This is a genomic window from Streptomyces sp. NPDC085866, assembly GCF_044541035.1.
Classification (GTDB): domain Bacteria; phylum Actinomycetota; class Actinomycetes; order Streptomycetales; family Streptomycetaceae; genus Streptomyces.
In genome coordinates this window covers 756575-781059 of the sequence record NZ_JBITSQ010000001.1, presented here as the reverse complement: position 1 = coordinate 781059, position 24485 = coordinate 756575, and the positions used below count along the sequence as shown (strand labels likewise).

Annotated in this window: 15 protein-coding genes, 3 tRNA genes and 1 pseudogene; 10 read left to right on the top strand and 9 right to left on the bottom strand. The window is 71.3% G+C overall.

The genetic code is table 11. The features are described from left to right. Positions 1 to 28 precede the first annotated feature (28 nt). Positions 29 to 2881, top strand: a complete 2853-nt coding sequence (locus ACIF83_RS03410) for an AAA family ATPase (RefSeq protein ID WP_399723097.1) — start codon at positions 29 to 31, stop codon at positions 2879 to 2881. A 146-nt stretch (positions 2882 to 3027) separates the two neighbouring features. On the opposite strand, the gene ACIF83_RS03405 is transcribed toward ACIF83_RS03410, so the two are convergent. The 4 genes from ACIF83_RS03405 to ACIF83_RS03390 all read right to left on the bottom strand — a co-directional run bounded on the left by ACIF83_RS03405 (position 3028) and on the right by ACIF83_RS03390 (position 6036). Beyond that, positions 3028 to 4167, bottom strand: coding sequence for an RICIN domain-containing protein (locus ACIF83_RS03405; RefSeq protein WP_393465431.1), 1140 nt, complete (start codon positions 4165 to 4167; stop codon positions 3028 to 3030). A gap of 1467 nt (positions 4168 to 5634) precedes the next feature. Continuing rightward, a tRNA-Ile gene (locus ACIF83_RS03400) sits at positions 5635 to 5708 on the bottom strand. A 176-nt stretch (positions 5709 to 5884) separates the two neighbouring features. Further along, a tRNA-Asn gene (locus ACIF83_RS03395) sits at positions 5885 to 5957 on the bottom strand. A gap of 6 nt (positions 5958 to 5963) precedes the next feature. Continuing rightward, positions 5964 to 6036, bottom strand: a tRNA-Asn gene (locus ACIF83_RS03390). A 158-nt stretch (positions 6037 to 6194) separates the two neighbouring features. Here ACIF83_RS03390 and ACIF83_RS03385 point away from each other — a divergent pair. The 4 genes from ACIF83_RS03385 to ACIF83_RS03370 all read left to right on the top strand — a co-directional run bounded on the left by ACIF83_RS03385 (position 6195) and on the right by ACIF83_RS03370 (position 11834). Further along, the gene (locus ACIF83_RS03385; protein WP_393465428.1) at positions 6195 to 6500 is read left to right on the top strand and encodes a YtxH domain-containing protein; all 306 of its coding nucleotides are present in this window, start codon (positions 6195 to 6197) and stop codon (positions 6498 to 6500) included. Positions 6501 to 6583: 83 nt separating this feature from the next. Next, positions 6584 to 8041 carry an FGGY-family carbohydrate kinase gene (locus ACIF83_RS03380; RefSeq protein ID WP_393465425.1) on the top strand — a complete coding sequence of 486 codons (1458 nt, stop codon included), beginning with the start codon at positions 6584 to 6586 and terminating at the stop codon, positions 8039 to 8041. 131 nt (positions 8042 to 8172) lie between these two features. Next, a complete protein-coding gene (locus ACIF83_RS03375; protein ID WP_399723094.1) occupies positions 8173 to 9906 on the top strand; it encodes an ABC transporter ATP-binding protein in 1734 nt (577 codons plus the stop codon). After that, positions 9906 to 11834, top strand: coding sequence for an ABC transporter ATP-binding protein (locus ACIF83_RS03370; protein WP_399723092.1), 1929 nt, complete (start codon positions 9906 to 9908; stop codon positions 11832 to 11834). The genes ACIF83_RS03375 and ACIF83_RS03370 overlap by 1 nt, the downstream gene beginning before the upstream one ends. A gap of 36 nt (positions 11835 to 11870) precedes the next feature. Here ACIF83_RS03370 and ACIF83_RS03365 read toward each other — a convergent pair. Beyond that, positions 11871 to 13071, bottom strand: a pseudogene (locus tag ACIF83_RS03365) (RNA polymerase sigma factor). A 200-nt stretch (positions 13072 to 13271) separates the two neighbouring features. Here ACIF83_RS03365 and ACIF83_RS03360 point away from each other — a divergent pair. Together ACIF83_RS03360 and ACIF83_RS03355 are read left to right on the top strand one after the other, a co-directional pair. Continuing rightward, complete coding sequence (locus ACIF83_RS03360; protein WP_399723090.1) at positions 13272 to 13910, top strand: hypothetical protein; 639 nt, start codon at positions 13272 to 13274, stop codon at positions 13908 to 13910. Beyond that, positions 13907 to 14902 (top strand): nucleotidyl transferase AbiEii/AbiGii toxin family protein, encoded by a 996-nt coding sequence (locus tag ACIF83_RS03355; RefSeq protein ID WP_398137379.1) that lies wholly within the window; start codon positions 13907 to 13909, stop codon positions 14900 to 14902. The genes ACIF83_RS03360 and ACIF83_RS03355 overlap by 4 nt, the downstream gene beginning before the upstream one ends. Here the strand turns inward: ACIF83_RS03355 and dnaG are convergent. The 4 genes from dnaG to ACIF83_RS03335 form a co-directional block, all read right to left on the bottom strand. Continuing rightward, positions 14899 to 16800 carry a DNA primase gene (gene dnaG / locus ACIF83_RS03350; RefSeq protein ID WP_393465412.1) on the bottom strand — a complete coding sequence of 634 codons (1902 nt, stop codon included), beginning with the start codon at positions 16798 to 16800 and terminating at the stop codon, positions 14899 to 14901. The two genes, ACIF83_RS03355 and dnaG, sit on opposite strands and share 4 nt — an antisense overlap. 29 nt (positions 16801 to 16829) lie before the next feature. After that, on the bottom strand, positions 16830 to 18095 hold the full coding sequence (locus tag ACIF83_RS03345) for an NAD(P)/FAD-dependent oxidoreductase (RefSeq protein WP_393465409.1): 1266 nt from the start codon (positions 18093 to 18095) through the stop codon (positions 16830 to 16832). Between the two features lie 104 nt (positions 18096 to 18199). Further along, entirely contained in the window at positions 18200 to 19474 is a 1275-nt protein-coding gene (locus tag ACIF83_RS03340) for a deoxyguanosinetriphosphate triphosphohydrolase (protein WP_399723088.1), read from the bottom strand. Between the two features lie 147 nt (positions 19475 to 19621). After that, positions 19622 to 20479, bottom strand: coding sequence for a sirohydrochlorin chelatase (locus ACIF83_RS03335; protein WP_393465403.1), 858 nt, complete (start codon positions 20477 to 20479; stop codon positions 19622 to 19624). A gap of 153 nt (positions 20480 to 20632) precedes the next feature. Here ACIF83_RS03335 and ACIF83_RS03330 point away from each other — a divergent pair, with 153 nt between their 5' ends. The 3 genes from ACIF83_RS03330 to ACIF83_RS03320 all read left to right on the top strand — a co-directional run bounded on the left by ACIF83_RS03330 (position 20633) and on the right by ACIF83_RS03320 (position 24484). After that, positions 20633 to 21310, top strand: coding sequence for a vancomycin high temperature exclusion protein (locus ACIF83_RS03330; protein WP_399723085.1), 678 nt, complete (start codon positions 20633 to 20635; stop codon positions 21308 to 21310). Between the two features lie 103 nt (positions 21311 to 21413). Continuing rightward, complete coding sequence (locus tag ACIF83_RS03325) at positions 21414 to 23570, top strand: molybdopterin oxidoreductase family protein (protein ID WP_393465398.1); 2157 nt, start codon at positions 21414 to 21416, stop codon at positions 23568 to 23570. Positions 23571 to 23653: 83 nt separating this feature from the next. After that, positions 23654 to 24484, top strand: a complete 831-nt coding sequence (locus ACIF83_RS03320; protein ID WP_393465396.1) for an arylamine N-acetyltransferase — start codon at positions 23654 to 23656, stop codon at positions 24482 to 24484. Position 24485: the final 1 nt, after the last annotated feature.

Genomic DNA, 24485 nt, shown 5'->3' with positions numbered 1-24485 from the left:
TGGCATTGCATGGCATTGGGACGTGGTAATGACTGCTTTCGAAGGTCGTCTTGTCGGCCGTGCGACCGAGCTGGCGGAGCTGTCCGGGTTGGCGGAGTCCACGCTCGCGGGCGAGGGACAGGTCGCGTTCGTCGTCGGTGAGGCCGGTGTCGGGAAGACCGCGGTGCTCGAGCAGGCTGCCGCGAACGCAGAGCGCATGGGCATCCGGGTGCTGCACGGAAGTGCCCAGGACCTGGAACTGCCACGCCCGTTCGCGGTCGTCTCGAGCTGTCTGAGGTTGGAGGAGTCTCCCTCGGATGCCCCGCGGGCCCGGGCCGCCGAGGTCCTGCGGGGCGAGGCTCGCTACGGGCTTCCGGGCACCACGAGCGAGGCGGCGGGGGCCTATGCCGCGACGATCGAGGCGATGCTCGGGCTGGTCGAGGAGATGTGTGCGCAAGGGCCGCTGGCACTGTTCCTCGACGACCTTCAGTGGGCGGACGAGGCAAGCGTGGCGGCGCTGCGCGAGCTGGTGCGTTCGGTGCATCAACTGCCGCTCCTGGTGGTGGGCGCCCACCGACCCGCGCCAGGAGCCGGGGAAGTCGACCGTCTGTCACGGAGCCTGGTCGCCGGCAACCGCACCCTGCTGGAGCTGGCGCCACTCGATACGCAGGCCGTGACGGCGCTGCTGGCGGATCTGTGCGGCCAGGAGGCCGGTCCGCAGCTGCGGCGCATGGCCGAGGGAGCCGCCGGCAACCCGCTGTACCTCGGCGAGTTGATCGCCGCACTGAGGCGAGAGCATGCCATCGAGACCGGCGGGGCGCAGGCGGAGATCGCCCTCGACTGCCCGCTGCCGCCGCTGACCGCGCTGGTGACGCACCGGTTCCGTCATCTGCGTGCCGACGTGCTCCAGGTGCTGCGCGTCGCCTCCGTACTGGGCGCCGGTTGCACCACCGCCGAACTCGCCGCCGTCGTGGACATTCCGGTGCGTGACTTGCTGACCATCATGGAGGAGGCCGAGGCATCCGGGGTGCTGAAGGACACCGGCCCGTGCCTGCGCTTCCGCCATGAGCTCATCCGCCACGCCCTGTACGACGCCGTGCCGGAGTCGGTCCGAGCCATGCTGCATGGGAGAGCGGCGCGGTGTCTTTCCGAGGCCGGGGCGGCTCCTGAACGCGTTGCCGAGCACCTGCTCAACGGGTTGCCGAGCCCGGACTTCCTGATCACGTGGCTGGACGGGTCCGCGGCACGGCTCACCACGCGGGCACCGTCGATGGCTCTACGGCTGCTCACCACGGCGCTGGAGCTCGGCGACCCCACGGATGAGGGGTATGGCAACCTCCGCCTGTACCACGCCCTCGCTCAGCTCTCCTGCGGTCACCTCGCCGACGCGGAGGAGAGTGCCCGCCGCGCGCTGGCCAAGGCGGCCGAGCCCGGGTCGGCATGCTTGACGCGCTGGGTCGTCATCCAGGCCGCGTTCGCCCGCGGCCGGCCTGATCTGGCGCTGACCGAGGCGCGGGCCGGATGCCGGAGCGCGGACGTACCAGCGACCGAGAAAGTGCGGCTCCAGGCCTTCAGCGCGGTATGTCTCTTCGCGCTGGGCGACCTCTCCGAAGCCGGCGCGGTCGCCTCACGTGCGCGGCGCGCCGCCGACGGGACCGGTGACAGCTCCGCCCTGGCCAACGCCCTGTACGTATTGGCCGCCAAGCGGTTCCTCGAAACGCCTGACGCCGAAGCGGTGGAACTGGCACGGCAGGCGTCCCGGCTCACGCCCGACACGATGCACCCGTCGCAGTGGGTGGGGCTGCAACTCGCCCTGGTCAACTGCTACGCCGACCTCGATCTCCGTCACGACGCCCAGCAGGCCCTTGCCACCGTACGAAGACCGGCGGAGCACATCGGAGGGATGTATCTGCCCTGGTACCACCTGTCCTGCGCGCTCCTCGCGTTCCACGCGGGGCGCTGGGACGATGCGTCGGCCGAGATCGAAGCAGGCCTCAACTGCGGAGGTCAGACCGCGATGAGCCGGGCGCTGCGGGCGCTGGCAGCGCTGATCGCCGTGCACAGAGGCCGGCGGCCCCTTGCCGAAGCACACCTGACCGCTGCGGTGCCTGAGCTCGACAATGCGACGGTCGCCGCCTTCTACGAGTACCTGCCGTTGTGCGCAGGCGCCCTTCTGGACGAAGCCCAGGGCGATGCCGGGCGCGCCTGCTCCCGGCTCGCCGAGGCGTTCGACAACGGCATAGGCCATCTGCCGGGTCAGCTGATCCTGAGCTTCCTGACGCCTGATCTGGTCCGCCTCGCCCTGGCCCAAGGGGACCGCGTGAACGCGCAGCGGTACACCGCCGCCGCGCAGCGGCGGGCCGACCACAGCGGCGGCCTTTATCACCTCGGTGATGCCTACCGCTGTCAAGGTCTGCTGAGCGGGGACCCTGATCTGCTCGTGGAAGCGGTCCGCTGCTACCGCAACGCTCCGCGGCCGCTCAATGCGGCACATGCCTGTACCGACGCGGCGGAAATACTGGCACGCAGAGGGGAACTGGATGATGCCCGCGTCCTGCTCGACCAGGCGCTGGACACCTTCGCGCAGCTGGGCGCGGACTGGGACGCGGCACGGGCGACGTCCCGTCTGCGAGCCGTCGCCGTCCGGCGGGGCTCACACCGGACCCGGACCGGCGTGCGCGACGGCTGGGAGGCTCTCACCCACACCGAACGCCTGGTGGCGGAGCACGTGGCCGAAGGGTGTTCCAATCCCGAGATCGCAGCGCGGCTGTCCATCGCCCGAAGTACCGTCAGCACCCATGTGTCCAGCATCCTCAGAAAGCTGGCGATGACCTCGCGGGTCGAAATCGCCGCGGAGGTGACCCGCCGGCAGAGGTCCGGGCGGCCACCTTCGCAGGACTGACCTCCCGGTACTCGGCGCTCGTCGGGACCGGTGGGGCGATGCGTTGTTCTCCGGCTCCGTTCACGGAGCCGGAGAACCGTCCGACGGGATGCCGTCAGATCACGGGGTGGAGGGCTCTCGGATCACGAGGGAGCCACTCCGGCCGGTCACCGGTTGTCGACGCACACCTGAGCGGTGCTGTCGCTCGTGCACAGCACCAGGTCGCTGCTGTGATTGTCGGTGCCGTCCTTCGCGGGGACGGTGGCGGTGCCATCGCCCGACCACTTGTCACCGAGGTCATTGGTGAACGTCCAGTGACCCGTCACCGTCTTCATCAGCTGGCCCCGCATGGCCCAGCTGTAGTTGTTCGGCTTCACGGATATCTTGTTCGCGTCGCTCACGGTGTCGGTCTGCGTCCAGGAGTGCTCGTAGCGTGCGCTGATCGCGCTACTGACCTTGACGGTGACGAACTCGACGTTGATCCCGACCTCGCTGGTGACGGTGATGGAGCTGCCCACCGTGTTGGTCTGGGACGTGGTCTGCGTCCAGGTGATGGTCCGGTCCCCGACGTCGGTGCTGTTGTTCCACACGTTGGAGCTGACCCGCTGCAGGTTCCCCACCGTTGCCACGCTGTCGCCGGTGACCGTGTAGTCGCACGACTTGATGATGCTGGAACCGTTGCTGCACTGCTTCAGGGCGTACTCGGTGGCCAGGTCCGCGAGGGTGGGACCCGTGGACCCCGGGCTGGGCGTGGGGCCGATGATCCACTCCTGGTTGCTGCCGCCATGGCAGTCGTAGATGCCGACCGTCGTGCCGTCGTTGCCGCTCCCCCCGAACACGTCCATGCACTTGTTGGTGTTGACGTTCCGGATGAGGTAGTAGCCGTCACCGCTGCCCGAGGGCTGCAGGTACCAGTTCTGCTTGCTGTTGCTCTGGTCGCAGTACACCGGCTCGACGAGGTGGTTGTTGTCGGTGTCGAAATCGATGCACTTCTGCGTCTTGTCGTTGCGGATCAGGAAGCTCCCGTCACCGTTGGGCAGGAAGCTCCAGTCCGCTATCGGCGTCTTGTTGACGACGATTCCGGTCCGGTAGTCCGGCGAGTCCTTCGCCAGGTCCAACGACGGGGCGAGGCCGTCGCCCTGGGGCAGGCGCGGCGACAGGGACAGGCCCGCCAAGGCGGAGGTGTCCGCGTGGGCCGTTCCGGCCGTCAGCGGAGACACCGAGGTGGCGAGGGCGGCGAAGGCGACCGCGGCGCACGCGGCCGCCGTCCGCCACCCTGGCCCGTGGGGGGTCGGCTTGGTGGTCATGGCTTTTCTGTTCTCCTTCGGCAGTTCTTGCCTGCGGGGCGGCTCGATGACCGGCCCTCGCGCCGCAGAACGTCCGCCGGACGGGAGAGCAAGCGCCCCACCCTGGCTGTCGCCCGCGGCGACGGAGTCAACGTATGAGGGGTCCCTGCGGCGTTACATCCTTCAACTGATGGAGAGTTGGGGGACCGCGGCAGACGGCAGGCGGTGCGGTGGATGACGGGCAACGGGCAACGGGCGTGAGGAGACACGCGAATTCCGCCGCGGGCAGGCTGGTGCGGTTGGGGTCCTGCCCCACCTCATCGCTGTGCGGCTGCTGACGGGACCGGTGCCGGAGCTGTCCGCCTTCCGGCGCGCAGGTGCGACTCGCCTTCGTGTACGAAGCCGCGTCCTGCCCCTCCTTCCCCCACGCCCCGCGGCCCCGCGCCGCCGGCCGGGGCCCTCGCACAGGGCAAAGCCGCAGGCGGGACACCTGAGGCACCCGACCCAGGCAAGGCAGCCGAAGACCTTGGGGACCGCACCCGGGCGCCCGTCCCCCTTCCGGGGCCACGAGGGCCTCAGGGCGAGCCGGGATCCCCCGGCCCGTCCGGATCACCCGGCTCACCTGGAGCGTCCGGGGAACCGGGCAGGAGCGGCCAGGAGGGGCCTGCCGGTGAGCCCGGCACCGCCGGCGCAACCGGCGCTCCGGGTCTCGTTGGGCCGGTCGGCCCGACCGGACCCCAGGGCGAGCCAAGGCCCTCCGGACCGCAGGGCGAGCGAGGTCCCGCGGGTCCGGCCTGCCCCGACGGGTACAGCCTGCCGACCCCGACATGGGATCCCGACGCGCTCGTCCGCCGCCGCGACAGCGCACCGTCCGACGGCGACGGCAAACCGTCCGGACTGCTCGCCGGCACCCCGCTGCAGGGCGCCCTCACATTCACCACGGCACCAGCCGGCTCCCGCGCGCCTGCCGCCCCCGCACCCGCCCTCGCGCCCTGAAGGCCCTGCAGCTTCACTCCGCCATGTGCGAGCAGTGCGCCGACGACCACACCCAGTGCGCTACGGGGTTGGGTCTGGTGCGGCTGGTCAGCGAAGCGGGCCGATGACAGGCGGCGGAACGGACCGCCGCCGAGGAGGCGTCGCGGGCCGCCGGCCGTGCAGCCGGGTACTGCTGGGCGCCGCACGAGGGAGGCCGCGCGGTGCACGAGGCCTCCGCACGAAGATCGGCAGCATGTCGACCACCGCACGGGGCGAACCGCCGTAACGGACGCCCACGGCGTGACGTGGACTACGTAGCTGCACAGACGAGTCTCGACCAGTGCCGAGGCGCACTGGCGGGGGCGTCCAAGTCGGCGAGAGAAGCTTGATCGTCTTCCCTACGGGCACGCAGTGGGCCGGATGACGATCCCTGGCGTGTCGCTCCACCGTTCCGGCGTCCCGGGGGCGCAATGTCGACCCAGGTGAGAACGTTCCTGCGCCGACGGGCGAGAGTGGGGCGGGTGGGACTCGAACCCACGGCCGACGGATTATGAGTCCGCTGCTCTAACCGGCTGAGCTACCGCCCCATAGCGGCGTGTCGCGTACATGTGTGCGCGCCGTCTGCCGCAGCATAGCCGCTCATACGATCTCCTGCTTCGGATGGTCGGCTTCTGCGCTGCTTCCTGACCTTGAGGACTTAGGCGCGCGCGCCGTGGTTCCCACGGACATGAAAAAGGACCCCGTAGGGTCCTCGTTCAGCGTGCTCCCCCGACTGGACTCGAACCAGTAACCTGCCGGTTAACAGCCGGCTGCTCTGCCAATTGAGCTACGGAGGACCGAAGCTCCCCCGACTGGACTCGAACCAGTAACCTGCCGGTTAACAGCCGGCTGCTCTGCCAATTGAGCTACGGAGGATCGCCTCGTTGCATCGAACGTACCTACCTGGGTATTCGCCAGGCGGCGCTCGCTCGCTGCGACACATACATTAGCGCAAGCAGGGGGGTGCTCCGCCAATCGGTTCCCCACGGTCCCGACGTCGCACCACAGACCTACCCCAGGGAAGGGTGGCAGCCATGCGCTACCGGCTCACGTTCGTCGCCGGAGTGGCCCTCGGTTACGTACTCGGCACGAGGGCCGGACGCGAGCGCTACGAGCAGCTGAAGAAGTCCGCTCGTCAGATCGCGCAGAACCCCGCCGTACGCAACACCGCGGAGACCGCCGCCCAGCAGGGCCGCGTCTACGCGGGCAAGGCCTTCCACACGGTCACCCACAAGGTCGGCGACCACGTCCCCGACTCGGTGACCCAACGCGTCCGCTCCCTCCGCGAGCGCAACACCAACGGCTTCCCGGAGGACGACTGGGGCACGAGCAACACGTAGTCGCGCCCCCACCCGGCAAAGCACAGCAACTCCCACGGCGCCCACGGCCAAAACAAGCGCCGCGATGCGGCAGAATTTTGGACATGGGGATAGTCGCCGGGTTGGACAGCTCGCCCGATTTCACGCGCATCGTCGTCTGCGACGCGGACACGGGCGCCGTACTCAGGCAGGGGTACGCCCCGCATCCGGTGGAGGCACCGGAAGGCGCGGGCGGGCGGCCCAGCGACGTGGATCCGCAGGCCTGGCTGCTGTCCCTGGGCGAGGCCGCGGGGGGCGGCCTGCTGGAGGGCGTGCAGGCCATCGGTGTCTCCTCGCAGCAGAACGCGCTGGTCCCGCTGGACGCCCAGGGCAACACGGTGCGTCCGGCGCTGGTCGGCGGCGACAAGCGGGCGCAGATCGCGGCGGCCGACCTCATCGACGCGCTCGGCGGCCGGGAGGCCTGGGCGCAGGCCGTCGGCTGTGTGCCGCAGGCCGCGCAGCCCGTGACCAAGCTGCGCTGGCTCGCGAAGAACGAACCCGAGAACGCGCACCGAATCGCCGCCCTGCTGCAGGCCCATGACTGGCTGGTGTGGCAGCTGCTGGGGCGGCCCGTGCGCCGGACCACCGACCGCGGCGGAGCCTCCGGCACCGGGTACTGGTCCGCCGCCACCGGCGGCTACCGGCCCGACCTGGTCGAGCTGGCACTCGGCCACCAGGCGATGCTGCCCGAGGTGATCGGCCCGGCGGACGCGGCCGGCACGACCCCGGAGGGGCTGCTGATCTCGGCCGGGACCGGGGAGACCATGGCCGCCGCGTTCGGGCTCGGGATCGGGCTCGGGGACGCGGTCGTGTCGCTCGGGGCCTCCGGGTCCGTGATGGCCGTGCACCCGGAGGCGCTCGCCGACCAGGCCGGGATGATCACGTCCCTCGCGGACGCCACCGGCATGCACCTGCCGGTCGTCACCACCCTGAACGCCGTACGCACCCTGCGCGGCACCGCCGAACTCCTCGGCCTGCCGGACCTGGAAAGCCTGTCCGACCTGGCGATGAAGTCGACTCCGGGGTCGCACGGGCTGGTACTCCTGCCGTACCTGGAGGGTGAGCGGACGCCGAGTCTGCCGCACACCGCCGGGACCCTCGCCGGGCTGCGCCGCGAGTCGATGAAGCCCGAGCATCTGGCCCGGGCCTCGTTCGAGGGCATGCTGTGCGGGCTGGCCGACGCGCTGGACGTGCTGCGCGGGCGGGGTGTGGAGGTGCGGCGGATCTTCCTGCTGGGACAGGCCGCCGAGCTGCCCGCCGTGCAGGCCGCGGCGCCCTCGCTGTTCGGCGCGCAGGTCGTCGTACCGCAGCCCGCGGACTACGCGGCGATCGGCGCGGCCCGGCAGGCCGCGTGGGCGCTCGGCGTGTCGCAGGGCACACTCGACCCGCGCACCCCGCCGGCCTGGCCGGGGCCGGCCGCGCAGGTGCTGGAGCCCGGCGACCAACTGGCTGTGGGTCAGGCCGTACGGCAGCAGTACGTGTCGGTGCGGGAGCAGACCCACCCCGGGGCATTTCGCCCATAACGCCACAAACTCACAAGGCCGTACGGGCACCGCTGCTGGGTTAATCGGTTGAGGTAACGCGGGTGGAGTGTTCGACGATAGGGGCCAGGGGCAACCGACCAGCCCCTACCGCCGACTCCGAGAGACGTAGCGTGCTCATACGACTTCTGCGGACCTACCTCAGGCCCTACAAGAAACCCATAGCTCTCCTGGTGCTGCTGCAGTTCCTGCAGACCTGCGCCACCCTCTACCTGCCCACACTCAACGCGCACATCATCGACAACGGCGTCGTGAAGGGCGACACGGGTTACATCCTGTCCTTCGGCGCCCTGATGATCGGCATCTCGCTGGCCCAGGTCGTCTGCAACATCGGTGCCGTGTACTACGGCGCCCGCACCGCCTCCGCGCTCGGCCGGGACGTGCGCGGCGCCGTGTTCGACCGGGTGCAGTCCTTCTCCTCCCGTGAGGTGGGTCACTTCGGGGCACCCTCGCTCATCACCCGTACGACCAACGACGTCCAGCAGGTCCAGATGCTGGCCCTGATGACGTTCACGCTGATGGTGTCGGCGCCCATCATGTGTGTCGGCGGGATCGTCCTGGCACTCGGCCTGGACGTGCCGCTGTCCGCGGTGCTCATCGCCGTCGTGCCCGTGCTCGGCATCTCCGTGACACTGATCGTGCGCCGGCTGCGTCCGCTGTTCCGGTCCATGCAGGTCCGCCTGGACACGGTGAACCGGGTGCTGCGCGAGCAGATCACCGGCAACCGGGTGATCCGCGCCTTCGTCCGGGACGAGTACGAGCAGAGCCGGTTCGGGAAGGCAAACGGTGACCTGACCGAGATGCAGCTGGCCACCGGCCGGATGCTCGCGCTGATGTTCCCGATCGTCATGACGGTGGTGAACCTGTCGTCGATCGCAGTGGTGTGGTTCGGCGCGCACCGCATCGACAGTGGCGGGATGCAGATCGGCGACCTGACCGCGTTCCTCGCCTATCTGATGCAGATCGTCATGTCCGTGATGATGGCCACCTTCATGTTCATGATGGTGCCGCGCGCGGAGGTGTGCGCCGAGCGCATCCAGGAGGTCCTGGACACCGACTCGAGCGTGGTGCCGCCGCTCTCCCCGGTCGTCGAGCTGCGCCGGCACGGGCATCTGGAGATCCGGGGCGCGGGCTTCCGCTATCCGGGTGCCGAGGAGCCGGTGCTGAAGTCCATCGACCTGGTAGCCAGGCCGGGTGAGACGACCGCCGTCATAGGCTCGACCGGCAGCGGCAAGTCGACGCTGCTCGGTCTGGTCCCGCGGCTGTTCGACGCCACCGAGGGAGAGGTCCTGGTGGACGGTGTCGACGTCCAGCAGGTCGAGCCGGCGCTGCTCGCGAAGACCGTCGGGCTCGTGCCGCAGAAGCCGTACCTGTTCGCGGGGACGGTCGCGACCAACCTGCGCTACGGCAATCCGGACGCCACCGACGAGGAACTGTGGCACGCGCTGGAGGTGGCGCAGGCCAAGGACTTCGTGCAGAAGCTGGAGGGCGGCCTGGGCGCGCCGATCGCGCAGGGCGGCACGAACGTGTCGGGCGGTCAGCGCCAGCGCCTCGCCATCGCCCGCACGCTCGTACAGCGCCCGGAGATCTACCTCTTCGACGACTCCTTCTCCGCGCTCGACTACGCCACGGACGCGGCGCTGCGCTCGGCGCTCGCCGAGGAGACCGCCGAGGCGACCGTCGTCATCGTCGCCCAGCGCGTGGCGACCATCCGGGACGCTGACCGGATCGTCGTGCTGGACGAGGGCCGGGTGGTCGGCGCAGGCCGGCACCACGAGCTGATGGCGAGCAACGAGACGTACCGGGAGATCGTGCTCTCCCAGCTCACGGAAGCGGAGGCTGCCTGATGGCCGGGCCCATGGGACGCATGATGGCCGGGGGCGGCCCCGACCAGCGCTCGATGGACTTCAAGGGGTCGGGCAAACGGCTCGTCGCCCGGTTCAGGCCCGAACGGGTCACCATCTACGCCCTGCTGCTGTGCGTGGTCGTGAGCGTCGCTCTGAACGTGATCGGCCCGAAGATCCTCGGCAGGGCCACCGACCTGGTGTTCGGCGGCATCATCGGCCGGAGGATGCCGGCCGGGGCCACCAAGGAACAGGTGCTCCAGTCGATGCGCGAGCGGGGCCAGGGCTCCATCGCGGACATGCTGAAGAGCACCGACTTCACCCCCGGCAAGGGCATCGACTTCGATGCCGTCGGGAACGTCCTGCTGCTCGCGCTGTGCACCTTCCTGGTCGCCGGTCTGCTGATGGCGGTCGCCACCCGGCTGGTCAACCGGGCCGTGAACCGCACGATGTACCGGATGCGCGAGGACGTGCAGACGAAGCTGTCCCGGCTGCCGCTGTCGTACTTCGACAAGCGCCAGCGCGGCGAGGTGCTCTCGCGGGCCACCAACGACATCGACAACATCGGGCAGACGCTGCAGCAGTCGATGGGCCAGCTGATCAACTCGGTGCTGACCATCATCGGCGTGCTCGCGATGATGTTCTACGTCTCCTGGATCCTCGCGCTGGTCGCGCTGGTGACGGTGCCGCTGTCGTTCGTGGTCGCCACCCGGGTCGGCAAGCGGTCGCAGCCGCACTTCGTGCAGCAGTGGCGCTCCACCGGCAAGCTGAACGCGCACGTCGAGGAGATGTACACCGGGCACACCCTGGTGAAGGTCTTCGGGCGGCAGCAGGAGTCGGCGAAGCAGTTCGCCGAGCAGAACGAGGCGCTGTACGAGGCCGGGTTCAAGGCGCAGTTCAACAGCGGTGTGATGCAGCCGCTGATGATGTTCGTGTCGAACCTGAACTACGTGCTGGTGGCGGTCGTCGGTGGCCTCAGGGTCGCGTCGGGCGCGCTGTCCATCGGTGACGTGCAGGCCTTCATCCAGTACTCGCGGCAGTTCTCGATGCCGCTGACGCAGGTCGCGTCGATGGCGAACCTGGTGCAGTCGGGTGTCGCCTCGGCCGAGCGGATCTTCGAACTCCTGGACGCGGAGGAGCAGGAGGCGGATCCGGTACCGGGCGAGCGGCCGGCGGAACTGCGCGGGCGGGTGGCGCTGGAAGGCGTGTCCTTCCGGTACGACCCGGAGAAGCCGCTGATCGAGGACCTGTCGCTGAAGGTGGAGCCCGGGCAGACGGTGGCGATCGTCGGCCCGACCGGTGCCGGCAAGACCACGCTGGTCAACCTGCTGATGCGGTTCTACGACGTCTCGGGCGGACGGATCGCCCTGGACGGCGTGGACATCCGGAAGATGTCCCGGGACGAACTGCGGTCCGGGATCGGCATGGTGCTGCAGGACACCTGGCTGTTCGGCGGCAGCATCGCGGACAACATCGCGTACGGCGCCTCGCGCGAGGTCACCCGGGGCGAGATCGAGGAGGCGGCGCGGGCGGCCCACGCGGACCGCTTCATCCGCACCCTGCCCGAGGGGTACGACACCGTGATCGACGACGAGGGCACGGGGGTCAGCGCCGGTGAGAAGCAGCTCATCACCATCGCGCGGGCGTTCCTGTCCGACCCGACGATCCTGGTGCTGGACGAGGCGACCAGCTCCGTCGACACCCGCACCGAGGTGCTGATCCAGAAGGCGATGGCCAAACTCGCCGACGGGCGGACCTCGTTCGTCATCGCGCACCGGCTCTCCACCATCCGGGACGCAGACACGATCCTGGTGATGGAGAACGGCTCGATCGTCGAACAGGGCGCCCACACGGAGCTGCTGGAGGCGGACGGGGCGTACGCCCGGCTGTACAAGGCCCAGTTCGCGCAGGCCGTGGCCGAGGTCGACTGATCCCCGGGGGTCGCTCACGTCAGGTGGGCGGCCCCCTCAGTCCAGGTATCCCCGCAACTGGTCCGCGAAGGCGTGGTCCCTGAGCTTGTTCAGCGTCTTCGACTCGATCTGCCGTATCCGTTCCCGGGTCACGCCGAACAGGCGGCCTATCTCCTCCAGAGTGCGCGGGCGGCCGTCGGCCAGGCCGTAGCGGAGCTGGACGACCTTGCGTTCCCGCTCGCCGAGGGTGGAGAGCACGGCCTCCAGGTGCTCGCGAAGCAGCAGGAACGCGGCCGACTCGACAGGGCTCGTGGCGTCGCCGTCCTCGATGAGGTCACCGAGCGCGACGTCGTCCTCCTCGCCGACCGGGGCGTGCAGGGACACCGGCTCCTGGGCCAGGCGCAGCACCTCGCCGACCCGCTCGGGGGGCAGGTCCAGATGCGCGGCGACCTCTTCCGGCGTCGGCTCGTAGCCGCGTTCCTGGAGCATGCGGCGCTGGACCCGGACGACCCGGTTGATCAGCTCCACCACGTGCACGGGGACACGGATGGTGCGCGCCTGGTCGGCCAGGGCACGGGACATGGCCTGCCGGATCCACCAGGTGGCGTAGGTGGAGAACTTGTAGCCGCGGGCGTAGTCGAACTTCTCCACGGCCCGGATGAGCCCGAGGTTGCCCTCCTGGACCAGGTCGAGCATGGTCAGGCCGCGGCCGACGTACCGCTTGGCGACGGAGACCACGAGCCGCAGGTTGGCCTCGATGAGGCGGCGCTTGGCCATCCGGCCCATGACGACGAGCCGGTCCAGGTCGAGCGCGAGCTGGCTGTCCAGGTCGGGGGTGTTGCCCAGCTTCTCCTCGGCGAACAGCCCCGCCTCGACCCGGCGGGCGAGTTCGACCTCCTCCGCCGCGGTGAGGAGCGGGATGCGGCCGATCTCGCGCAGGTACTGCCGGAACAGGTCGGAGGAGGGCCCGCCGGTCTCGGCACGGGCGGCGGCGGGGGCCTCGACGGGTTCGGGGGCCTCCTCCGGCGCCTCGGGCTCGTCCGGTTCCTCCCGCAGCGCCTCGGCGGGCGGCTCCGCCGGCTCGGAGGCGTCTTCCGGGTGGCCGAGGGCACGACCCTGCGGGGGCACGGCCACGAGGACGTCGGACTCGGCGTCCGACTCGTCGGCGGTGGCGCTGGTGCTGCTGTCGGTCTGGCTGAGGGTCTGGGTCTGCACGGGGGCGACCTCCAGGATGATCGCTGCTCAAGGTGTGCGGCAGCGGTACTTCGGGAGCGGAGAGTCGACGGCCTGCGCTCCTGGACAGGCCCTGGGGACTCGGGCACCGCCCCCAGTGTGGGGGAAGACACATCTCCGCCACGAGGGGCTTGCGGTGACTTTTTGCATCCGGCTCGTGACCGGTTGGTGACCAGGGCCGGAAACCCGGGCGCCGCACCCCGGCCGGTCTGCGACGATCTCCCGGTGCCCGGACTCCTGTACGAAACCCATGTGACCGTCGCCTGCGCGGCCACCGCCGAGGCGGAGCGGCTGCGCGTCTGGGCCGGTGCCGCGGGGCTGAAGCTGACCCACATCGTGCTGGCCCGCGGCCGGATGCGGCAGCAGCCGATGCTCACCCTCGCCGGATCGACGTCGTACGCCGAGGAGTCGGCGCGGGCGGACCGGACCGTGGCGGCGCTGCGGGCCAACGGTTTCGCACCGGTCCGGGTGAAGATCGAGTCGGTGCCGTGGGCACCGGAGGTGCCGGCCGGGCCGTGCGCAGGCGGGCGGTCCGGCGGACAGTATTTCGAGCACCACGTGAAGCTGCTGCTGGACGCGGACACCGACCTCGGCGCACTGACCGCACGGGTCGTCCCGCACGGCGCGCACCTGTCGTGGAACGCCCGGCGGGTACAGCAGGGCGGCCGGCACGAGCGGTTCGTGACGCAGCGCTGCCGGGGCGTGGCGGACGAGGACGCGGGGCGGGCGCTGGAGCGGCTGCTGGCGGAGCTGGACGGGTTCGACGTGCTGTCCGTGGAGCGGGAGTTCGTGCTCTACGACAGCGACGAGTCGGTGGACGAGGGGTGGCTCGAGGACGGGCCGACGCGGGAGGTACGGGCATGAGCGGGACCTGGCAGGACTTCGGATGGCGGAACACGGAGATCCCCCGGGAGCCCCTGGACGACGCGACGCGCCGGGCGCAGGACCTGCCGAGGACGCTGGTCCGGGTGCCCGGTGACGACGTCGTGCAACGGTCCGTCTTCGAGCCGGCCCTGAAGCAGTACCAGAACGCCTACCGGGCCACCGACCCCGTTTTCACCGACCCGGCCCGGGGCGAGGCCTGGCATACGGCCCGGCGGCGGGCGCTGCACCTCGTGCTGGCCGCGGTCGCGGACTCGGAGTGGGTCGAGTCGCTGGTGCTGCGCGGCAGCGTGCTGATGGAGGCCTGGTTCGGCGAGGCCGCCCGTGAGCCCGGTGACCTGGACTTCGTCGTCGTACCGCGTTCGTGGCACATCCATGACGCCGCGACGACCCGGATGTTCGACGGCGTCACGGCCGCCGCGGAGGCGTTCGCCGCTGCGCACGGGGACGGGGTGTCCCTCTCCGCGCGGGGCGCGGTGGTCGAGGACATCTGGACCTACGACCGCGTGCCCGGCCGACGGCTGATGCTGCCCTGGTCGGCGCCCGGCCTGCCCGGCGGGCACGTCCAGCTCGACCTCGTCTTCGGCGAGGAGCTGCCCGAACCGCCCGAGCCGGCGCAGTTGCCCGGCGGCCCGGTCCTGCTCGCGGCCACGCCCGCGCTGTCGCTCGCCTGGAAGCTCATGTGGCTGATCGACGACGCGTACCCGCAGGGCAAGGACCTCTACGACGCCGTGCTCCTGGCCGAACGCCACCCGCTCCCCTACGACCTGCTGCTGCGCGTCTTCCACCTCTCGGGCAGCGAGACCCTGGCCGGCCGGCACCGCAAGGAGGTCACCCCGGCGGACGTGGCGCAGGCCGCAGGGTACGTCGAGTGGCACCACTTCGCCGGCGAGTACCCCCAGTTCGCCGACCGGGAACGGGAATTCGCGGACCGGCTGCTGCGGGCCGTGACGCCGGCCTTCCCGGAGGCCTAGAGCGCCTCCGCGCCCCGCACGCGCAGGGTCTGGTCGTACTGCTGCAGAACCCACATCTCGTTCTGCACCGCGGCCAGCTGAGCGGGGTCGCCGCCGGTGGACAGGCGGGTCAGCTGGGACTGGATGTCGCGGATGCGGCGCTCCACGGCGCGGCGGCGGATCTGCACCAGCACCGTGCCGGCGTACGTCTCGTCCACGGTGCGGCGCAGGATCGGCTCGACGGCCAGTTCGGTGACCATCGCGCGGACGGCGTCGTCGGGCGCCGCCTCGCGCACGCGGACCAGGTACTCCTGCGAGTCCGGGACGCCGTACTCGGCGCCGCCCGCCTCCGCGATCGCCTGGCGTACGGCGGCGTAGGGCGGGGCGGTGAACTCGTCGATGCCGTACGCGTCGAAGGCCGGGGAGACCAGTTCGGGCCGCTGCAGGGCGAGTTTGAGGAGTTCGCGCTCGGCGGCGAAGACGGGGTTGCGCAGGGTGAGGGCCGGGCCGGAGGGGCCGGGGCGGGGGCCGGCCTCCCACTGCTGCTGGGGGCCGCGGGGCTGCTGCTGCGGCTTGCCGCCGCGCTCGCGGGCCCAGCGGGCCAGCTGGGCCACGCGCTTGACCACGAACTGGGTGTCGAGGATGCCGAGCATGCCGGCGAGTTCGACGGCCACCTCGTGCTGGGCGCCGCTGTTCTTGATACGGGCGACGATCGGCGCGGCCTCGTCCAGGGCGGCCGCGCGGCCGGCCGGGGTGTCGAGGTCGTAGCGGCTCACGATCTGACGCAGCGCGAACTCGAACAGCGGGGTGCGGGGTTCGGCCAGGTCGGCGACCGCCTCGTCACCCTTGGCCAGACGCAGCTCACAGGGGTCCATGCCGTCGGGCGCGATCGCGATGTAGGTCTCGGCGGCGAACTTCTGGTCGTCCTCGAACGCGCGCAGAGCCGCCTTCTGGCCGGCCGCGTCGCCGTCGAAGGTGAAGATCACCCTGGCCGAGCCGTTGTCCATGAGGAGCCGGCGCAGGATCTTGATGTGGTCGCCGCCGAAGGCCGTACCGCAGGTGGCGATGGCCGTCGTCACACCGGCGAGATGGCAGGCCATGACGTCCGTGTAACCCTCGACGACGACGGCCCGGCTGGCCTTGGCGATGTTCTGCTTGGCGAGGTCGATGCCGTACAGGACCTGGGACTTCTTGTAGATCGCCGTATCGGGCGTGTTCAGGTACTTCGGGCCGTTGTCCGCCTCGTACAGCTTGCGGGCGCCGAAGCCGACGACCTCGCCGCCGATGTCCCGGATGGGCCACATCAGCCGGCCCCGGAACCGGTCGATGGGACCACGGCGGCCCTCCTGCGACAGTCCGGAGAGGACCAGCTCCTTGTCCGTGAAGCCCTTGCCGCGCAGGTAGCGGGTGAGGTGGTCCCAGCCCTGGGGGCTGTAGCCGACGCCGAAGTGGACGGCGGCGGCCTGGTCGAAGCCGCGCTCGGCGAGGAAGATCCGGCCGGTCTCGGCCTCGGGGCTGGTGGCGAGCTGCTCGGCGTACCACTGGGCGGCGATCTTGTGCGCCTCGACCAGGCGGATGCGCTCGCCGCGCTGGTGGGCGGGGTTGTACCCGCCCTCCTCGTAGCGCAGCGTGATGCCGGCCTGGGCGGCCAGGCGCTCGACCGCCTCCGAGAAGGAGAGGTGGTCCACCTTCATGACGAAGGTGATGGTGTCGCCGCCCTCCTGGCAGCCGAAGCAGTGGAAGAGTCCCTTGCTCGGGCTGACCTGGAAGGACGGCGACTTCTCGTCGTGGAAGGGGCACAGCCCCTTGAGGTTGCCGCCACCGGCGTTGCGCAGCTGGAGGTACTCGGAGACCACGGCGTCGATCGGGACCGCGTCCCGTACCGCCTTCACGTCCTCGTCGTTGATCCGTCCTGCCACGAGGTGATTCTACGGGGGCGGACCGACACTCATGAGACGAGGCTTTCGAGCGGAATGTGCGGGTCCGCCAGCGCCTCCGTGTTCACCTGGGCCTGGGAGCGGATCAGGTTCTGGATCTGCTCTGTGACATCCCACACGTTCACGTTCATCCCGGCCAGGACGCGCCCTTCCTTGATCCAGAACGCGATGAACTCCCGCTTGCCCGCGTCGCCCCGGATGACGACCTCGTCGTAGGAGCCCGGCGGCGCCCAGCCGCTGTACTCCATCCCGAGGTCGTACTGGTCGGTGAAGAAGTAGGGCACCCGGTCGTAGACGACGTCGCTGCCGAGCATGGCGCGGGCGGCGGCCGGGCCGCCGTTGAGGGCGTTGGCCCAGTGCTCCACCCGGATCCGGGTGCCGAACAGCGCCAGCGGGAACGCGGCGACGTCGCCGGCCGCGTGGATGTCCGGGTCGGAGGTGCACAGCCGCTCGTCCACGACGACACCGCCCCCGTGCGCCCGGTCGGCGATCTCCAGCCCCGCCGACTCCGCGAGCGCGGCCCGCGGCGCCGCGCCGATCGCCGCGAGGACGGCGTGCGCCGGGTGCTCCTCGCCGTCGTCGGTGCGCACCGCGAGGACCATGCCGTCCTGACCGACGATCTCGGTGAGCCGGACGCCGAAGCGGAAGCGGACGCCGTGCTCGCGGTGCAGCTCGGCGAAGACGTTGCCCAGCTCCGGGCCGAGCACGCTGTGCAGCGGGGTCGCCAGCGGTTCGATGACGGTGACCTCGGCGCCGTACTCGCGGGCCGCCGCCGCGACCTCCAGGCCGATCCAGCCGGCGCCCGCGATCACGAGGTGCCCGTTGTCCCGGCCGAGGTGCTGGAGGACGCCCTTGAGCCGCTCGGCGTGGGCGAGGCGGCGCAGATGGTGGACGCCCACCAGGTCGGTGCCGGGGATGTCGAGGCGGCGGGGCTCCGCGCCGGTGGCGAGCAGGAGCTTGTCGTAGTGGACGAGGGTGCCGTCGTCGCCGAAGCGGACCGTCTTCGCGCCGCGGTCGATCCGGTCGACGGTCTGGCCGAGGTGCAGCTCGACGTCGTTCTGCGCGTACCAGGCCGGCTCGTGCACGAAGACGCTGTCGCGCTCCTCCTTGCCGAGCAGAAAGCCCTTGGACAGGGGCGGGCGCTCGTACGGGTGGTCACGCTCGTCGCAGATCAGTATCACCCGGCCGCTGAAGCCCTCCGCCCGGAGCGTCTCGGCCGCCTTCGCACCGGCGAGACCGCCTCCGACGATGACGAATGTCTGATCCGCGTCGACCACTTGATGCCTCCTCGTAAGGGTGCCGCCACATGCGAGCGTCCCGCACGCAGCGTGATGCGGGAAGAGGGAGTGCCCCGATCAGGCCACCCTGGGTCACGTTCCTCTCACATATGCCCCGTCAGTGTCGCGTGCAGCGAGCGTGCGGAGGCGTCGGTGAGGGAGGCGATCTGGTCGACGATCACCCGCTTGCGCGCGTGGTCGTCGGGTGCCTCCTCGAACAGCGCGCGGAACTGGGGCTCCAGACCGTCCGGCGCGCGGGCGGTGAGCGCCTCGGCCAGCTCGGCGACGACCACCCGCTGGTCGGCACGGAGCCGCTCCTGCTCGGCGCGCTGCATGACGTACCGGTCGGCGACCGCCTTGAGCACCGCGCACTCCAGGCGGGTCTCGCGGGGTACGACGAGTTCGGCGCCGTAGCGGGTGAGCCGGCCGGTGCCGTACGCGGCGCGGGTGGCGGTCTCGGCGGCCAGGCAGAACCGGCCGATGAGCTGGCTGGTGGTGTCCTTGAGGCGGGCCTGGGCGACCGCGGTGCCGTCGTAGCCGTGCGGCCACCACTCCTCGTCCTGGAGGCGGTCGAGGGCGGCGGCCAGCTCCGCCGGGTCGGTGTCCGCGGGGACGTAGCGGCCGATGGCCACCTCGAACACCGCCTGCCGCTCGGGCTCCGCGTGCAGGCAGTTGGGGTCGATGTGGCCGGCATGCAGGCCGTCCTCGACGTCGTGCACCGAGTAGGCCACGTCGTCCGACCAGTCCATGACCTGGGCCTCGAAGCAGGTGCGGGTGCCGGGGGCGGTCTTGCGGACCCAGTCGAACACCGGGCGGTCGTCCTCGTACACGCCGAACTTCGGGGACTTTGGGACGGTGGGGTGGGCGCCGCGCGGCCAGGGGTACTTGGTGGCGGCGTCCAGGGCGGCGCGGGTGAGGTTGAGGCCGACGGAGCCTTCGGGGGTGAAGCGCTTGGGCTCGATGCGGGTGAGGAGCCTCAGCGACTGGGCGTTGCCCTCGAAACCGCCGCAGTCGTCGGCGAATTCGTTCAGGGCGACTTCGCCGTTGTGGCCGAAGGGCGGGTGACCCAGGTCGTGCGAGAGGCAGGCCGCTTCCACCAGGTCGGGGTCGCAGCCGAGGGCTGCGCCCAGCTCTCGGCCCACCTGGGCGCATTCCAGGGAGTGGGTGAGGCGGGTGCGGGGGCTGGCGTCCCATGCGAGGCTGCGTGTGCCGGGCGTGACCACCTGGGTTTTGCCGGCCAGGCGACGAAGTGCTGCGCTGTGCAGGATGCGGGCGCGGTCGCGTTGGAAGGCGGTGCGGCCTGGGCGTTTGTCGGGCTCGGGGGCCCAGCGTTCGACTGACGTCGGGTCGTAGCTGTCGAGGGGTGCGGTGCCTTCCATGATTCGACAGTAAGGGGCGGCAGTGACAATTGGGTGGTGCCGTGCGCCTGATCATCTGCCGGGTCGGGTCGTGTGGCGGGTGCGGGTGCGTTGTGGCTGGTCGCGCAGTTCCCCGCGCCCCTTAGGGGGTTTGCGCCGACGCCTGTTTCAAGCTGAGGCCAGTTCCGCCTCCTTCGTCGCCTGTGCCTGGTCGTAGCGGTGCAGGATCAGGTGCGCCATCGAGTCCTGGGCTCCGAGAGGGGCGGAGGCCAGCCAGGGAGCCTGGGTTGCGCACTGCGTCGCAAAACGCCCCGGCGCCGTGAAGTACGACGCGATCGCCACTCTGTGGCGGCCCCTCGCCGCCAGTGCGCGCAGGGCCGTCTCGACCGTGGGGGCCGCCGCCGAGGCGTACGCGGGGACCACCGGGACGCCGAGGCGGTCGGCGAGGAGGCGGGCCGTGCGGCGGGTGTCGGTCGCCGAGTCGGGGTCGCGGGAGCCCGCAGCCGCGAGGACGACCGCGGTCGCGCGGCGCGTGGTGGCGTCCATGGTGGTGGGCCAGCCGGCCTCGGTCAGGCGGGTGTGCAGGGCGTCGACCAGGAGCGGGTGGGGGCCGAGGGGGGCGGCCACGCGGGTGCGGGCGGGTGCGGCGGCGGCCATCTCGGGGATGTCCTGCTTGACGTGGTAGCCGCGGCCGAGGAGCAGCGGGACGAGGACGGCGGGGGTGTCGCCGAGGGCGGCGAGGGTGTCGGGGAGCAAGGGCTCGTTCAGCTCGATGTGGCCCAGGTGGAGGGGAAGGGCGGGGCGAAGTTCGCGTACCCGGTCCAGCAGGGCCCGTACGGTGTCGAGCGCGCGCGGGTCGCGGCTGCCGTGGGCGACCAGGACCAGGGCGGGCCGGGCCGGGCGGCGGCCGATCGGCGAGACGAGCCGGAGCCGGCCGGCGAGCTGGCTGCTGATGCTGTTCATGAGGTGCGCCGTGCTGTCGAGGTGGATGCGGGGCTCGTCGCGAGAAGGGTTCGACGCCGTCATGGAAGGATCCTGGCGCCGGGAGGTTGCGCCGCCGTTGCCGGGCCGTCACGGGTATTTTCCGTGCGTTCACTTCGTACGAATGCACGATGTGAGGCGAACCGGACCGGTGTCCCGTGCGTCCTCCAAGTTCGGAACCGATCACTGGGGGACCGCATGAAGATCCGTCGACCGCGGCTGCCGCGCACGCGCAGGGGGCAGCGGCGGCTGGTGCGGGCCGTGATGGCCGTGTGTGTGCTTGCGCTGCTGCCGGCCACCTGGCTGTACGTGTCGACGGCGGACCGGCTGCGGACGACGGCGGACGTGCCGCGCACCGACGTCGCCGTGGTGTTCGGGGCCGGGCTGTGGGACGGGGAGCCGTCGCCGTACCTCGCGCACCGGCTCGACGCGGCGGCGAAGCTGTACCGGGCGGGCCGGATCAAGGTCGTGCTGGTCACCGGGGACAACAGCCGCAAGGACTACGACGAGCCGGACGCCATGCGCACGTACCTCAGGAAGCACGGGGTGCCGGACGACCGGATCGTCAGCGACTACGCGGGGTTCGACACCTGGGACTCCTGTGTGCGGGCCAAGAAGATCTTCGGGGTGGACCGGGCGGTGCTGATCAGCCAGGGGTTCCACATCCGGCGGGCGGTGGCGCTGTGCGAGGCCGCGGGGGTGGACTCGTACGGGATCGGGGTGGCGGCCAAACACGATGCGACCTGGTACTACGGCGGCACGCGCGAGGTGTTCGCGGCGGGCAAGGCGGCGCTGGACGCGGTGTTCCATCCGGATCCGACGTTCCTCGGGCCGAAGGAGCCCGGGGTGGCGCGGGCGCTCGCCGCGGGACGCTGACCGCCGCCTCACGGTGCTCGCACGGGCGCGGGGAGGTCGGCTTCCCGGCCGTGTAACAGGGAGCCGTCACGGGACGTAACACGCCCGAAGCACGCTGGTCGGCATGGAGACCACCTCGACGCCCACCCACTGCCCGTACTGCGCCTTGCAGTGCGGGATGAACATCACGCCCCTGCCGCAGGGGGGCGTCGAGGTGACCGAGCGCGCGGACTTCCCGGTGAACCGGGGCGCGCTGTGCGGCAAGGGTCGTACGGCACCGGCGGTGCTGTCGTCGGCGGTGCGGCTGACCTCGCCGCTGGTGCGGTCCGGAGGCCGGCTGGTGCCCGCGTCCTGGGAGGCGGCGCTGGACCTGATCGCCGAGCGGCTCGGGACGGCGCGGGAGCGGTACGGGCCCGATGCGCTGGGGGTGTTCGGCGGGGGCGGGCTGACGAACGAGAAGGCGTACACGCTCGGCAAGTTCGCTCGGGTGGTGCTGGGCACCTCGCAGATCGACTACAACGGCCGCTTCTGCATGTCGTCGGCGGCGGCCGCCGGTACGAAGGCGTTCGGTCTGGACCGGGGGCTTCCGTTCCCGCTGGAGGACATCCCGAAGACCGGGTGCGTGATCCTCGTCGGTTCCAACCTCGCCGAGACCATGCCGCCGTCGCTGCGCTTCTTCAGCGAGCTGCGGGAGAACGGCGGCACGCTGATCGTCGTGGACCCGCGCCGCACGCGGACCGCCGAGCAGGCTGACCTGCACCTGGCGCCCCGTCCGGGGACGGATCTGGCGCTGGCGCTCGGTCTGTTGCACCTGGTGGTGGCGGAGGGCCGTACGGACGAGGCGTACATCCAGGAGCGCACGTCCGGCTGGGCGGAGGCGCGGGCGGCGGCGATGGCGCACTGGCCGGAGTACGTGGAGCGGATCACGGGGGTGTCCGTGCCACAGCTGCGGGAGGCGGTGCGGCTGTTCTGCGAGCCGGAGTCGGCGATGGTGCTGACGGCGCGCGGGCCGGAGCAGCAGGCCAAGGGGACGGACACGGTGGGCGCGTGGATCAACCTGTGCCTGGCGACCGGCCGCGCGGGCCGGCCGCTGTCCGGGTACGGCTGTCTGACCGGGCAGGGCAACGGGCAGGGCGGGCGGGAACACGGCCAGAAGGCCGACCAGTTGCCCGGCTACCGCAAGCTGGACGATCCGGCGGCGCGGCGGCACGTGGCCGGGGTGTGGGGCGTGGACCCCGACTCGCTGCCCGGGCCGGGGCGCAGTGCGTACGAGCTGCTGGATGCGCTCGGCACGGACATCCGGACGTTGCTGCTGATGGGGTCCAACCCGGTGGTGTCGGCGCCGCGCGCGGCCCACGTCGAGGAGCGGCTTCGTTCGCTGGACTTCCTCGCCGTGGCGGACGTCGTGCTGTCGGAGACGGCGGAGCTGGCGGACGTCGTCCTGCCGGTCGCCCAGTGGGCCGAGGAGACGGGCACGACGACCAGCCTGGAGGGCAGGGTGCTGCTGCGCCGGCAGGCGATCGCCCCGCCGCCGGAGGTCCGCAGCGACCTGCACGTCCTGCACGAGCTGGCTGCCCGGCTGGGCGTGGAGAAGGGCTTCCCGACCGACCCCGAGGAGGTCTTCGAGGAGCTGCGCAGGGCCAGCGCGGGCGGCCCTGCGGACTATTCGGGGATCAGCTACCGGCGGCTGGCGGAGGAGAACGGGGTGTTCTGGCCGTGTCCGTCGGTGCCGGACGCGGCTGCCGAGGACGGCGAGGACGCGGTGCTCGACGTGCTCCCCGACGATCCGGCCCAGGACGCCGAGACCTCCGTACATCCCGGGACCCCGCGTCTCTTCCTGGACCGGTTCGCCACGGCGGACGGGCGGGCGCGGTTCGTGCCCGTGACGCACCGGGCGAGTGCGGAGGAGCCGGACGCGGAGTATCCGCTGCTGCTGACGACCGGCCGGGTGGTGTCGCAGTACCAGTCGGGGGCGCAGACGCGGCGGGTCGCGGAGCTGAACGCGGCCGCACCCGGCCCGTTCGTGGAGCTGCACCCGCGCCTGGCGGCCCGGCTCGGGGCGGCCGAGGGCGATCCGCTGGCGGTGGTCTCCCGGCGCGGCCGGGCCGTGGCACCCGCCCGCATCACCACCGCCATCCGCCCCGACACCGTCTTCATGCCCTTCCACTGGCCGGGCGAGGGCCGCGCGAACACCCTCACCAACCCGGCCCTGGACCCGACTTCGCGGATGCCGGAGTTCAAGACGTGTGCGGTGCGGGTGGAGGCCGTCAGGCCTGTGTGACAGGAGCCCTAGGTCCACAGGAGTAGTGCGGTTCCGTCCGCGGGACGCGGTGGTGGCGGGGCGGGCTCGCGTAGGTTCGCGGTATGTCCGACACCGAGCAGTTCGACCTCGACGCCTATCTGGAGCGCATCGGATGGGAGGGGGACAGGCGGGCCGATCTCGCGACCCTGCGGGGTGTGCACCTGGCGCACGCGCTGTCCCTCACCTTCGAGAACCTGGACCCCTTGTCCGGCAGGGCTCCGTCCCTCGCCGCGGGCGATCTGATGGCCAAGATCGTCCACGGTCGGCGCGGTGGTTACTGCTACGAGCACAACACCCTGCTCAGGCTGGCCCTGGAGGCGCTCGGCCTCGGCGTGACCGGACTGGCGGGCCGGGTCGTCCTGGGGGCGGAGACGCCCGAGAGCCGGCCGCGTACGCACATGATGCTGCGCGTGGAGGTGCCGGGCGATCCCCAGCCGTATCTCGCGGACGTGGGGTTCGGGGCGGCCGGGGCGCTGCTGGCGCCGGTGCCGCTGACCGTCGGTGCGGAGTTCGAGGGTGCGGGGCGCCGGCACCGGTTCGTGCATCTGCCGCACGGCGGGCCGCTGGAGCTGTGGGCGCTGCAGGCGTACGACCGGGGCGCGCGGGACTGGGTGGGCCAGTACGCGTTCACGCTGGAGCCGTTCTTCGCGCCCGACTACGAGGTGATCAACTGGCACATCGGCACCAACCCCCGCTCCCCCTTCACCCAGCGTCCCTACCTCCAGCGGACCACCCCGGAGCGGCACCTCGCCCTCGACGGCGACCGGCTGGTCGAGACCCGGGCCGACGGCACGGTGACCGAGCGCAAGCTCGCCGACGAGGCGGAGGCGCGGCGCGTGGTGGAGGAGGAGTTCGGGATCGCCGTGCCCGAGGGGCTCACGCTGCTGGGCTGAG